Source organism: Streptomyces sp. NPDC002671, assembly GCF_053592475.1.
The window spans coordinates 34,212-46,767 of record NZ_JBSFVU010000010.1 but is presented as its reverse complement, the minus strand read 5'-3'; the positions used below and the strand labels follow the sequence as shown (position 1 = coordinate 46,767).

13 protein-coding genes are annotated in these 12,556 nt (G+C 67.4%); 5 read left to right on the top strand and 8 right to left on the bottom strand.

The genetic code is table 11. From position 1 onward, the window contains the following. Positions 1 to 2,241 precede the first annotated feature (2,241 nt). From ACWD35_RS17200 to ACWD35_RS17180, 5 genes are all read left to right on the top strand, one after another. Positions 2,242 to 2,712: a hypothetical protein gene (locus ACWD35_RS17200; protein ID WP_451352067.1), complete on the top strand. Its 471-nt coding sequence runs from the start codon at positions 2,242 to 2,244 to the stop codon at positions 2,710 to 2,712. 58 nt (positions 2,713 to 2,770) lie between these two features. After that, complete coding sequence (locus tag ACWD35_RS17195; protein ID WP_451352066.1) at positions 2,771 to 4,069, top strand: ParM/StbA family protein; 1,299 nt, start codon at positions 2,771 to 2,773, stop codon at positions 4,067 to 4,069. Further along, a complete protein-coding gene (locus ACWD35_RS17190) occupies positions 4,069 to 4,290 on the top strand; it encodes a hypothetical protein (protein ID WP_451352065.1) in 222 nt (73 codons plus the stop codon). The genes ACWD35_RS17195 and ACWD35_RS17190 overlap by 1 nt, the downstream gene beginning before the upstream one ends. Next, complete coding sequence (locus ACWD35_RS17185) at positions 4,287 to 5,045, top strand: N-6 DNA methylase (RefSeq protein ID WP_451352064.1); 759 nt, start codon at positions 4,287 to 4,289, stop codon at positions 5,043 to 5,045. Before ACWD35_RS17190 ends, ACWD35_RS17185 begins: the two co-directional genes overlap by 4 nt. Before the next feature lie 62 nt (positions 5,046 to 5,107). Beyond that, on the top strand, positions 5,108 to 5,740 hold the full coding sequence (locus tag ACWD35_RS17180) for a recombinase family protein (protein WP_451352063.1): 633 nt from the start codon (positions 5,108 to 5,110) through the stop codon (positions 5,738 to 5,740). An 83-nt stretch (positions 5,741 to 5,823) separates the two neighbouring features. On the opposite strand, the gene ACWD35_RS17175 is transcribed toward ACWD35_RS17180, so the two are convergent. The 8 genes from ACWD35_RS17175 to ACWD35_RS17140 form a co-directional block, all read right to left on the bottom strand. Beyond that, positions 5,824 to 6,084 carry a hypothetical protein gene (locus ACWD35_RS17175; protein WP_451352062.1) on the bottom strand — a complete coding sequence of 87 codons (261 nt, stop codon included), beginning with the start codon at positions 6,082 to 6,084 and terminating at the stop codon, positions 5,824 to 5,826. Positions 6,085 to 6,123: 39 nt separating this feature from the next. Next, positions 6,124 to 6,393: a hypothetical protein gene (locus tag ACWD35_RS17170; protein ID WP_451352061.1), complete on the bottom strand. Its 270-nt coding sequence runs from the start codon at positions 6,391 to 6,393 to the stop codon at positions 6,124 to 6,126. 1 nt (position 6,394) lies between these two features. Beyond that, positions 6,395 to 6,943, bottom strand: a complete 549-nt coding sequence (locus ACWD35_RS17165) for a hypothetical protein (protein ID WP_451352060.1) — start codon at positions 6,941 to 6,943, stop codon at positions 6,395 to 6,397. Between the two features lie 161 nt (positions 6,944 to 7,104). Then, positions 7,105 to 7,998 (bottom strand): hypothetical protein, encoded by an 894-nt coding sequence (locus ACWD35_RS17160; protein ID WP_451352059.1) that lies wholly within the window; start codon positions 7,996 to 7,998, stop codon positions 7,105 to 7,107. Positions 7,999 to 8,357: 359 nt separating this feature from the next. Then, positions 8,358 to 9,410, bottom strand: a complete 1,053-nt coding sequence (locus tag ACWD35_RS17155) for a hypothetical protein (RefSeq protein WP_451352058.1) — start codon at positions 9,408 to 9,410, stop codon at positions 8,358 to 8,360. Between the two features lie 214 nt (positions 9,411 to 9,624). After that, positions 9,625 to 9,873 (bottom strand): hypothetical protein, encoded by a 249-nt coding sequence (locus ACWD35_RS17150; RefSeq protein ID WP_451352057.1) that lies wholly within the window; start codon positions 9,871 to 9,873, stop codon positions 9,625 to 9,627. Positions 9,874 to 10,037: 164 nt separating this feature from the next. Further along, positions 10,038 to 10,340: a hypothetical protein gene (locus tag ACWD35_RS17145; protein WP_451352056.1), complete on the bottom strand. Its 303-nt coding sequence runs from the start codon at positions 10,338 to 10,340 to the stop codon at positions 10,038 to 10,040. Positions 10,341 to 10,522: 182 nt separating this feature from the next. Next, entirely contained in the window at positions 10,523 to 12,202 is a 1,680-nt protein-coding gene (locus ACWD35_RS17140) for a PcfJ domain-containing protein (protein ID WP_451352055.1), read from the bottom strand. Between the last annotated feature and the right edge of the window lie 354 nt (positions 12,203 to 12,556).

The following is a 12,556-nucleotide window of genomic DNA, read 5'->3' as shown; positions in this document are numbered from 1 at the left end:
CTGCGTCATGGTGGTGCCTCTTCGTGGACTCGGGTGCGGGTGGCGACCATCGAGTGCGGACTCCGGTGGCGTCCGTGTGATCTCGATGTTCGGCCCAGCCCCCGTGCCAGCTCCGCTGGCTGACGACCCGGAAGATCTTGCTGGCGTGATCTGCTCCCGGATGGATGCGCAGCGAGCCGTCGCACGGGTCGTCACTTCTCACCTGAGCCAGGCGCGCAGCGCCCGGCGATCCACCACTGCTGCACCCTCTGCTGCGGCGGCCACACCTGTGGACAACTGCAGCGGGGCAGCAGTGGGGATTCCTCTCTCAAGCGCAGCGCTGGGCATAGCCAGAGGGAGCGCCAGCGACCGACGGACCGGCGAGCTTGCGAGCGGTGGAACCCGTCGGCCATGCCGACTAACACGTCCTCGGAGCGCAGCGGAGAGGCCGAGCGGAGCGAGGGTCCGCAGGACACGTGTTATCAGGTTCCCTTATGCCCTTTTGCTTCCTTGTCGTCGTCCTCGCTGTTCCACGGCTGGAGCGTTAGCGGAAGCCTGGAACATCAGGGGAAACGGTCCGTACCTTCTTGATCCGTACCCCTCCCTTTCTTCCGCGTAGCGGGGGTACGGGTTCGGCTGTTTCGCCTGGTCATCGCACCTTTTGGGTGTACTGCTGTTTCGACGTCCGTGATACGGCCGTACCCCCACGCTGATCCGTCCTCGTGAGGCACGAGCGAGGCCGGGGGTACGGGTCTGCTCCTGACGGGGCGCAGCCCCGGTTCATCGCTCTGCTGCCGTCGGCGGCACAGTCTTCGCCGCGCAGCGGATCCGTCCTCTCGCGACACCGTCGCTTCGGCTGTGGATAACGCTCTGCTCCACCGCTCGCCGCGGCGGCGCAGCCGGCCTGGCCCCGTCGCGTCGTGCTGGCTGCACCGACGTGGATTCACCTCGCTCCGGTGCTGCCGCGGCAGCGTGCCAGCACTTTATGCACCGCGTCCGAGGCGGGTGTTCTGCACTGTGTCGACGACGCACGTTCCGGCCCCGGGCTGTGCTCCTTTTCGCGCTTGCGCGGCGAGCCCGGGGTGTTCCTTCGTGGACGCATCAGAAGGAGAGAGGCCCGACTGCTGCGACCAGCTGCCCATCGGGCACAGCGAGCAGCTCCAGCGTCATCAGGCCGTTGTCGTCATCTTCCAGGGGCTGCTTCCGCAGCAAATGCCTCTGCTCTTCCTCTACCTCACGGGCCTTTGCTGCGGAAGCAAGTCGTTCCTCGCACGCTCGCTGTGTGCGGGGGACTGCTCCCCCTTCGCCCCTTCTCCCTCTGCGCTCCTCTGCGCGACCATGACGGCCCGATGACGCCCCTGTACCGACCGTCTGTAACCATCGCAAACGACCCCAGGGTGGAGCCAAAACTTCCCGTTCCTCACCCGGGGCCAGAACTCCCCCCGTTACCCCGGGGCCAATTGAGGCCGTCCTAGACAGACCGTCGCACCAGCGCTGTGCCAGCACCGTGCCGACGGCTCATCGGCGGCTGTGCTGATCTCGCTCCGCCGGCGTTCCGTGGCTGCGCTGCCGTGCCCGCCGACGGGCTTCAGCAAGGGGCACAGACAGGCTTTTCGGCTCCATGAAACAGCAATGAAACAGCGTCTCCCTCGCGTCTCCGGGGTGACTCGTCGGTACACGAACGAGACTCGACGGGGACACCGATAAGACGCCGACTGATGCCGGTGTACCTCTTGGAGTTCTGCGCACGTCCCCACGGTGTCTCGTGCGCGCCCCGGCAGTACCACATTGGCGTTGCGCACAGAGCCTTCGGAGGACTCACCTGTGCGGGGATGTCGGGTGGCGCCTCCCAGGAGACACGACCGGGGCACCACAGGGACGCCGTTCGTACTTCGCTGTGCCTCTTCTGGATCAGTGTCGGTACCGCAGGTGTCTCGCAGGTGCCCCGGGTGAGCACCTGCTGCGTCGCAGGTGGGGCTCATAGGCGCATGATGCCGGCGGCTTGCGCGCGGCCGCCCCAGGCGGGGGCACTGCGGTGTCTCGTAGGTGTCCCTGCCAGCACTCGACAGGGACATTATTGGCACCTCACTCGTGTATCGAATGGGACTTGCATAGGACTCGATAGGGACACTAGGGTGGACTCGCGTTGATTCGCATTCGAGAGGAAACGCGAAGGGTGGTGAGTCCATGTGACAGAGAGAGAGGCATCCGGCGAACGATCGGATGAAGTGCAGGAGCGAGTGGCAGGGCGAGGTGAGTTCAATGCCGAATCAGTCGGGTGAACCTCGCAAGGTCCGCTGGACCGTGCCCGCTGCCGACACCTCGGTGATCGAGTGGCTCGATCAGCAGGAGAACATCTCGCAGTCGCTGCGACTGCTCATTCGGGAGTCCATTCAGCGCGACGGATACGTCGACGTCTACTACAAGCCCGTCGAGCAGCTGCCGCGTCGTGGTCGGCCGCCGCTGGAGAGCACCGAGCAGCACGAGGATGACGAGGCCACAACCGATCGCAGTCCGGCCGCCAGGCCGGTTCAGCCGCAGCCGCAGCCCGTGGTAACCGACCAGGCCGACGCCGTCGTCGAGAAGACAGCACCAGCGCCGGTAGCCCAGCCTGAGCCGGTTCCCGCACGGGTTGAGACGGCCGAGGAGCCCGCGGCAAGCGCCCCCAGCGCATCGCCGGAGCCGCCGAAGCAGGCATCCATCGACGAAATCATGGCGAGTACTCGGCGCTGAGTGACGCGGTGAATTTCATTTTCCAGGCAGACAACGCAGACACCGAGGGACCGAATTCATGAGCGCCAACAGCAACGACATCATCACTCTCACCGGCGGCATCGACGTCGGCAACGGCTACGTCAAGGGCGTCATCCAGAACACGAAGCAGGGGACTTTCGACGAGCTCGATCTGCCCAGCGCGGTCGTCTCGACTTCCCGCACCTCGCCGAAGGTGCCGCTCCCCGACGCGGATGCGGCCTCCGTGCTGGCCGGCGACTTCTACAACCAGATTGACTGCTCGCTCACCACTCCCCTGGTGGCGGCGTCGGACCGCCGGATCTTCGGCCGCGCAGCCCTGTCTGTGCGTGGCTCGAAGTTCACCGAGTTCGAGGTGTTGGGCAAGCACTCCAAGGCCGATCAGGAGCTGAGCAAGGTTCTGGTCCTGGGTGTCTTCGCCGCGAAGGCCCTGCGCGACTACGTCCGCGAGAACGGCGCGCTGCCCGATCACGAGCTGCGCGTGCAGGTGCGCGCCGGCCTGGCGTTGCCGATCTCTGAGTTCGTCGCGCGTCGCCACGCCTACGCCGCCGAGTTCATCGGTCTGCTGGGCAGCGCGGATCCGACGGTGCACCTGGTGACGATCAAGAACTTCAGCACCCCGGTCTCGGTGCGTCTGCAGTTCGTCGACGTCCAGGTGATGGCCGAGGGTGCCTCCGCGCAGTTCGCCATCACCGACAAGGGCGAGCCGCTCGCACAGGCCCTGCTCGATGATCTGCGCGCCCGTGACGCGTCCATCGTGGAAGGTGTCTCTGCCTCCGATCTGGTGGCGGTGCAGAACACCATCGGCGTCGACGTCGGCGAGGGCACCGTGAACTTCCCGGTCTTCACCGACGGCCGGTTCAACCCCGAGGCGGCCGACACCCTCGACGAGGGCTACGGCACCGCGCTGATGAACGCCATGGAGCGCATGAGCGAGTCGGACGCCACGCTGCAGTTCTCCTCGCGCAAGCAGCTGGCCGACTTCCTCCACGCGGAGCCGTCGGTGCTGGTGAAGAACCGTCACCAGCGCGCCGCCGGCTTCGTCGAGGACGAGGCCAGCTACCTGGTCGACGAGATCGTCTCCTCCTTCGGTGACGTCCTCTCCCAGGCCGGCGCGACGACCGAGGTCGTCTACGTCTACGGCGGTGGCTCGGGCCCGATCAAGCACCTGCTGCACCCGGCGCTGCTGAAGGCCGCCGGTGATGTGCCCGTGCTCTACCTCGACTCGAGCTACTCGCGGCACCTGAACCGCGAGGGCCTGTACATCGCGGCTCGCCACGTCGAGCAGCAGGCCCTCGCCGCGAAGCCCGCGGGCAAGCGCAGTAAGGAGGTGGCCTGATGTGTGAGGTACTGGATGCGACCTCGAAGGCCGAGGTCGAAGAGATCAGCAGCCGCATCGAGTTGTCGGACGAAATCGTGCTCGTGTTCATCCGCGATGGGGCGCTGGTTCTGCTTCGCGAGCAGGCCCTGCGGAAGCTGCTCGGGTCGGATGAGGAGCTTCCGGGCTCCGCCGCGGTCCTCACGGTCGGCTCGAAGAGCAGCCCCGAGCCGGGCGCATGAGCGGCTACCACGAGATCGTGAAGTTGCTGGCGGCGAACACCGGCGCGAAGCGGATGAGCGAAGTCTTCGACAACTTCGTCGAGATGGCGGCGCTGGCTCTGCGCAACGCCGTGGACGTCCGCGGGAGCGAGGCCTGGGAAGCGCGCGGAGGGCAGTACCTCCAGATCGCCGGCCGCTACAGCAGAACGGAGCTGGACCGCTTCGCGCACGCCCTGGCGCTGGTGACCACGGAGATGGAGCGCGAGCCCTGCGACGTGCTCGGCCGCCTCTACATGGAGTTGGAGCTCGGCAACGAGCGGCTCGGCCAGTACTACACGCCCTACGACATCGCCCAGCTGATGGCCGAGATGCAGATCGACTCGGTGGTCGAGCAGGTGCAGAGGGACGGCTTCGCCGATGTGTATGAACCCAGCTGCGGCGCGGGCGCGTTCATGGTTGCTCTGTCGCAGGCGATGCTCGAGCACGGCCTGAACCCACAGACGCGGCTGCATGTGACGGCAGAGGACATAGCACCGCAGGCCATGCACATGATCTACGTCCAACTGACGCTGCTGCACATCCCCGCGGTGGTGCGCCGTCGCAACGTCCTCACGCTGGAGACCTTCGAGTCGTGGCCCGCTCTCGCTCATGTCCTGGGCGGTTGGGGCCGGAAGCTCAGGGTGGTCCGGGCGATTAATGGATCACGGCGGTTGATCATCGCCCCGCCTCAGGAGACCACCGAAAAGCCCGCTGATGCTCTGGAGGTGCAGCGATGACGATCACGCAAGAACGAACCGATCTCTCTGACGTCGAGAGCGACGACGCGTCGGCCTGACGCGTGCACTCGCGATGCATCGGCGAGGACACCGAGATCTTCTTCAAGGGCGGCGGGTCCACCCTCAAGGCGAAGAAGATCTGCGGTGCTTGTCCGGTCCGTCAGCAGGGCCTTGAGCTGGGCCTGGAGCGCGACGAGTGCTTCGGCAGTCCGGTCCTGGCCGAGATGATCGCAGACCTGGAGCCGGGCGACGAGGTGACCGTCTTCAACCGCGAGGTCGTTGGCGACGACGCTGCCGCGGCGACCGAGGAGAAGGGCGCGACGCTGCACAGCGTCACGGAGTCGCATCAGCCGACGAGGACCTTTGGCTACGTGCGGACGGCGAACGGATCCGCGGATTCGCAGCGTGCCGACATCGTGAAGACGGTCGGCGCGATCCGGATCTTCTCGGACGAGGGCGTCTCAGGAACCACCGCAGGCACTGACCGCCCCGGGCAGGCCGGCGACGAAGTCGTCGTCTGGCAGTACGACAGGCTCGGACGGACCTTCGAGGCGATGCAGGCAGTCGTTGAGCTGATCACCACGAAGGGTGCGACGCTGCGCAGTCTCACGGAGTCCCCCGCCGAGGGGCTGTTTTCGATGAAGTTCATGATGGCCGTTGCCGAGTACGAGCACGCCGGGAAGCTGAAGGAGTAGGAGCACCGCCGTCCGCCGGCGAGAAAAGAAGATCCCCGTGGAGCACACGTCTCCGCGGGGATCTTCGGCGTTCAGTGTGGGTGTCAGGCACACCGTTCAATGCGCGTGGCCCCCGAGTCGCCCTGAAGCCCGGTGGCCAGGTCGTACCAGAAGCCGCTGCTCAGTCGGACCAAGGTCTTTTCCTCCCGACCTCCCCAGCCGGGGATGGCGGGGACGTCGCGTCGGTCGAGGACGGCGGTCGTGCAGATGGTCTCCCCGGTGTTCTGGTCGAGGCTCTTGACGACAACCTTGTCGCCGACCTGAAGGTTCGCGAGATCATTCGTGCTGATGGTGCTGGTGCTCATGGCGCTGTGTTTCTTTCGGATCGGATCTGGACTGCGGTTTCAGTTCTGGGTTGCGCTCATGAGTGCCTTCTTCGCGCGGTGCTTCTCGGCAAGAGCCCGAAGGGTACGCAGGAGGATCCACCAGCACACGCCACTGAAGGCGATGCTGACGATGATTGGCGTGTACTGGCCGGTCATGACGCAGAAGACTGCCGCCGGCGCGAGGACGATCACGTTTGTCGCGATCATGAGGGTGAGGAGCACCCGGCCGATCGTCTTGGCGGCGCGGTCGCGCCACGTCGAACCCGCGGTGCTGGTGGTGGCGTTCATGTCAGTGCTCTTCCTCGATGATGTAGATCTTCTCGGCGACGTAGGCGTCGTCCTGCTCCTCGGCTGCACTCTCGACTTCATGGGAGATCTGGCTGATCACGGGGATCAGCGTCAGCCGGTCGAGCTGGCATTTGGTGCGGATGGTGATCACGGCGGTGGAGAGGCCGGCAGCAGACGGGAACGTCACGTCGTCGAGCTCCGCGTGTGTGCCACGGATGCTGTAGCTCGCCGCAATGGGCGCCGTCTGTCGCGGCAGCTCCGGCATCTGCTCTGCGCGTGCGTGCAACGCGGCGCTCACTGCGCCGTGAACATCAGCGAACTCGCTGGCGTGCAGGACCACCGGCGCAGCGTGCTCGTAGCCCGCCGCCACCTCAAAGGCGACCTTGGCGGCCTCGACGGCGCACGTCGGACAGTGCGGTCCCGGGTAGACCTCGTCTCGCCCCGTCATCTCGGAGCACAGGTGGCAGCGCGCGGGCCCCCGGTCCGGAACGCAGTCGCAACACATGTGCTCCGTCGTCGAGAGATCAGTGTGTTCGAGGGGCTGGCTCATGGCTGCGCTCCTGGCGCTGGACGTGATCTTTCGAAGACCAGACCGGATCAGCTCCGCTGATCAGGCAAAGAGAGACCCCCGCCCAGCGAGCGTGATGCTCAGCAGGCGGGAGTTCTGCGGAGTTCACCTGCCGACGCCCAGAGGCAAGCAAGGCTGCTTCGTCAGCTGGTCTTCTTCGGTTTCGGGACGCGGCAGGGGCCAGGGCCTTCACAGCAGGCGGCTTCGCCGGGGTTGTCCCACTGGCAGGTCGGGCAGGGCCAGAGAAGGCCGGCCGCGAACGCCGCCTCGCGGATTGCCTGCTTCTGGCGGTCATCGGCTGCGTCGAGCAGCTTGTTCAGCAGATCCCGCCTGGGATTGCCCTCTGCACTGTCATCCAGTACCACGGCGTCTTCGACTTCCACGCGCAGCGGCACGGTGCCGTCGGGACGGACCAGCCGGTCTTCCGCGGAGTCGAGGTGCACGGAGACCCGGACGGCGCCGGCCTCGTGGTCGAGGTAGGCAAACACCAGGACACCATCGACCTCGACGCAGGGGAGGTCGTTGTCGTCGGTCTGCGGGTGGAAGATTGCGCCCCGGTTCGCCTGCTCGCTCGCCTCCTCGTCGGGGAAGCGGTAGTCGAGCGGCACAATGCGGGTCCGCCCGCGCCTGGCGATGTCCTGTGCGTAGAGGTTGTATCCCTCGTCCGGGCGGCTGTTGCGCTCGGGGCCGTAGTAGAGCCGCACGGCCTCGCAGTCGTCGGTGGGCGGCTGGTCGGGGACGTCTTCCTCACCAACGAGGTTGTCCCAGGCCCCGCGTACGTACTCAGCGAGACCGGCCAGTGCGCAGTCCTCGTCAACGTGGAGGGTCATCTCGTCCTGGTGGCGATCCCAGCGGCGCAGCACCCAGGCCTGGCTCGCCGGGCGTGGACTGATGAAAGTCACTACCTCGGGGAAGGAAGGCTGCTGGTCAGCATGCTCGGCGAGCATGGCATCGCGTGCACGGTCGAGGGTGTCCTGCTGGTGCTCGGAAAGGTCGCTGGGATCGATGTCCTCCCACAGCTCCACGGCCGTCTTCACGAGGCATTCGATGTCCATCGGGTTGAAGCGTGTCGCAATCACGGGGCTCTCCTTGAATAGGGATAGGGGGTGTGGCTCAGGGCCAGCACCGACGATCGCCCCTGCTCATCGCCAGAAGAGCGGCGTGATCGTCGGGGTTCTCGGGCGGGCTGGGCCGCACGCCGGTCGGTCGCGCGGCGGGGGGACCGGCCGCCAGTGGAAGGGACGGTCGGCCGTTCGGGTCGGCCTGCACCGGGGGTGGGGGCGTTCCGGCGCCGTCCTTGAGGCGGTGCGCCCCGGCGTGGCGCACCGAGCCCGTCCTGCGAGAGCAGGCCAACGGCCCCGCCCCCGCCGGTCGGCGCAGGCCGTGGGGGCGGGGTTCAGCGCAGGCCCATGCTGGCCTCGATCGCGTCGCCCTCCTCCTGCTGGTCCTGCCAGCAGGGCTCGCATGGGTCGCTCTCGGAGCACTCCGGGCGGGGCTGGCCGTTGGGGCACAGCTCACGGGCGGCCCCGGCGGGCTGGGCGGGGATTCCGCCGGTGCCGCACTCGCACGTGTGGGCGCAGCGCTCACAGTCCTCGCAGACCTGGTGCGGGCAGCAGCCGCAGGGCAGGAACCGGTTCGGCGGCAGGATGCAGCGGTGCATGGCCTCTGTGGCGGCATCGGCCTCCTCGCACTCCTCGCGCTTGCTGAGGAGTGCCTTCACACAGGCCTGGCACGACACGTCGGTGCCGGGGGCCTCGAGGCTGCTCTCCGTGTCCTGCGGGAAGTACGTGCCGCACGCGCCGGTGTCGCCGATGCCGCCGTCCATCTGCCTGGTGGCGTGTACGGCGTAGCCGCGGTTCGCCTTCTTCCGGCTCGGGTAGCCGTCGCGCCCGGCATCCCGCTCCAGCTTGGCCAGGGCCTGGCGTACGGCGTCGGCGTCGGCGTCGGTGCGGATCCCGACGGCGCGCAGCGACTTGCACGGCCACGGCACCTGACCGCCGATCGTGTGCTCGCTGCTCCGGCACTCCGGCCGGTGCGTCCCCTTGCAGACCTTCGGCGTCGCGCAGCACCCGTGCCGGGGGTTGGCCGTCTTCGGGTGCAGGGCGAGCATCGCGCCCTGGAGACAGAGCGCGCCCACCGCGGCGGCGGCCCGGACCGCGTCCTCGTGGGCGTCGAGCAGCGCATTCGCCTCCTCGTGGAACATGGGCCCGCCGGCCTCGGGGGCGACGAGTTGGTTGAAGATCGGGCGCCGGGTCCCGTTCAGGGTCGGATCCGGAGTCTGCCCGCCCAGCTCGTCGGCCTGGTCGTCCAGCCGCAGAGCTGAGATGAGGATGGCGTCGTGGGTCTTGGAGTCGGCCGTGTCCGGCAGGTTCAGTTCCGTGCGGCGCAGGAACTTCGCGGCCCGGCGCAAGGCGGGGATGTCCTTCGGGGTGAATTCGACGGTGACCATCGGCGTCCTTATGTTGTAGGAGGGTTGATTCCGGCCACTCGTAGGATCGGGAGACCCAGGAATGCCGGGTGTGGCACACAGGCGGCCTCGTCGGTCCGCTGGCGGCGGAGCCGATGCCGACGACTGGCTCGTGCGTGAGGTTCACGGCGACCTGGTCGTACATCAGGGCGCTGTTGAGCCGAACGGAATGCGTGGGCCACGTTCGCCGGGGTGTTCAGCTCGGTATGTCCGGGAGGTCGAGCACCCGCCACTGCTCGCCGTGCCAGAACTGCCAGGTGGCGGTGTCGGGGTACTGATCGTCCAACTCGCTGGCGATCTCGACGAGGAACGGTGAAGCAGCGTCAGCGTGCAGGCCGAGCCACAGTGGCGGGATGGTCAGGCGAACAAGGACGCCGTTGAAGCAGTGGATGTCGATGCCGCGGAAGACTCCCATGCCCAGATTGGCGGCGACGGTCTGGGCCAAGCTGTGCTCGGCGAGGAGGTGATCGAGGACCCGTCCAGGTCCCGCCGCGCGACCGGCGCGGCCATCGTGGTCGTGTTCACCGTGTGCTCTCCCCCCTCTGTCCGTGCACAGGCCCCCGCGCCCCGGTGGCGAGTTGCCGGCGGGGCTCGAGAGTCTGGGCACGGTCAGGAGTGGGCGCCCTGGTTGATTGCGTCGCGGGTCTGCGCCGTCGCGGCGTGGACGGTCCACGCAGTCTGGCCCGCGTCGGTGATCGTGTAGCCGTGCCCGTCTTCTGTGTACGTGGCGAGCCCGAACCTGACGAGATCGCGGCAGGTGGTCAGCGTCCTGGTGTGGTGCGCGCGGTAGGGCGTGCGGGCCAGATCGCCGAGCACTGCCCAACGGTGCTCGGTCATCGGGTGCCGGGTGGTGGTGGTCACGGTGACGTCAACGAACGTCTTTCCGGCGTGGTCAAGAGCAGTGGTCTGCACGCGGAATCCTCTCGTCTCTCAATGTGGGGATGTGGGCCGCGCGTAGGAGTCGGTGTACGGAGTCGCCTCGGGGGTCGCCTTGTCCCTGCAGTCCACGTGCTCCTCCGGCATTACGGGTAGCAAGAGAAGGACCCCGGCCTGATGCCGGAGCACCAGGTCGGGGTCCCCGTAGAGATTTGGCGTCAGTGAGTCCTCTGAGGCAGTCGCAGCCCGTCCACGCCCAGAGCATCCGAGTGGAAGCTGACTTCCATGGCGCCCAGCCCGTCGACGACCTGCTGGGCCGCTTCGCCGAGCTCACGCACGGCGTCGCGGTTGTTCTTCCCGAGGATCTGCTCTACGCCATGCGACTGCGTGATCTGCAGGTTCAGACGCACGCGGCCGTCCGCTTCGCAGACCGCGGCGAACACATCCAGCTCCAGCTCTCTGGCGTACCCGCCGATGCAGTTGTTGAGCATCGCACCCCAGCGGGAGAGCGTCTCGGCATCACGGGCGACGACGAGGCTCAGACCGGGGGCTGCTTCCCGGCCATCCAGCAGTGCGGCCGTCTGCAGTGCCCATTGGTGGCGCTGGGCCTGCTTCGCGATCCGCTCGAGGCGGCGGGCCTCCTCGCGTTCGTAGCGCTCACGATCGCGGGCAGCCATCAGCTCGCGCCGATGCTCCTCGATCAGACCCAACGCCTGCACGCGGAACGCCTCGTCCTTCCAGAGGTCCCAGTCAGCGACCTGGGCCGTGCCCTCGGAAAGCAGCCGGATCTCGCGGTTGTAGTGCTCCATCTCGCGAAGGGCGTAGATCTCCTCCTGCATGACACGCTGGGCCATGCGGCCCCGGGGGTCGTGCCAGCGCTCGATTGCGGGCAGGTCCCGGACCAGGTGCTCGAGGTCACGGGAGCCGCGGACCCGGCGCTGCCCGCGGGCAGCGATGATCTCTGGAAGGAGGTCGAGGTCACGGGTGACGGCCAAACGGTGAGCCGTGCAGTCGGCTGCATCGGCCAGCGTGCGCCGCGCCTGGTGGACGGGCTCCTTGAGGATCCGTCGCAGCACCGGCTGCGGAGTCCGGCGCAGGATCGAGCGGATGCCTCGCCGCTGCAGGGATGTGAGCGACAGCTCGCGCATCAGGCTGCGACCGCTGGCTGTTTTCGTGGTGCCCATTGCGTCGATGAGCCAGTCCACGGGCACCAGCCCGCGGAACATGGCGAACCAGCTCAGGGTGCTGATGTCCAGACGCTCCACCTCGCGGGCCAGCGGCCGGCGGTAGGCGCGCACGCCGAAGAGGTTCTTCGCGACCTGCGCATGGTCGTGGGCATCGAGATAAGGCAGGTAGGCGGAGGCCGGACGACCCTGCCGGTCGTCCTTGAGCAGCGGGAAGCGGTCGTTCCAGTTCGGCAGCTCGCCGATGTGGTCGCGGATCGCGGCGATCGCCTGGTCCACGGCGTTGTCGACTCCCTCGGGCTCCGGTCCTTCGAGCCGGCGGGCCTGCGGGTTGCTGTGCATCCACCGCTGCAGTGTCCCGGACAGCCCGTGGATCCAGGACTCGACCACGGTCTCGGAGAAGACATGGCAGGTGGTGGATTTGCCGGTGCGGCGGTCGATCTCGCGCAGGACGACGAGGTCCTTCTTCGTGCGGGCCATCGACGTGAGCTTCTCGGCGGTCCAGTAGTGGAATGCCTTGCCCGAGGCGCGCATGCGGTGCACGCGCTTGTAGAGCGAGACGGCGACGGACGTCCGGCCGTCAGGTAGAGCCCGCGCCAGGATCCTCAGACTGATGCCGGAGATCGCGCCTTCGACTGCGGCGACACCCTGCTCGGCAAGGGCGTCGTCGACGTACTTGATGTAGAGCAAGGCGTGCTCGGTGCGCTCGGGCATGGCGGTCTCCCCCGGGAAGATGTGATGGATTCGGTAGTGAGACCCCCGGCGCTGCTTTGCAGCGCACTGCCCGCGTCTTATCCGATTCCCTCTTCCCCAACTCGTCCCCCTGTCAGGCCATTCAGGATCGCCTGTCGATTCGAGGCCATGTCATTCGAAAGGGAGGCTTGGCTGTCCTGTTCGTCAGGCACACCGTTCGATGGGCGTGTCCCCCGAATCGTCTGGGGAATAGGGACCGGCTCCGGTTGTGCATGTCCCGGGGCCGCATGGCGTGTCAGGTGGGGAGCTTGGCCAGGACCGCGCGGTTCAGGCGCGGGTGAAGCGGGCGGCGCTGACCGCGCGCCGCATGCTGGC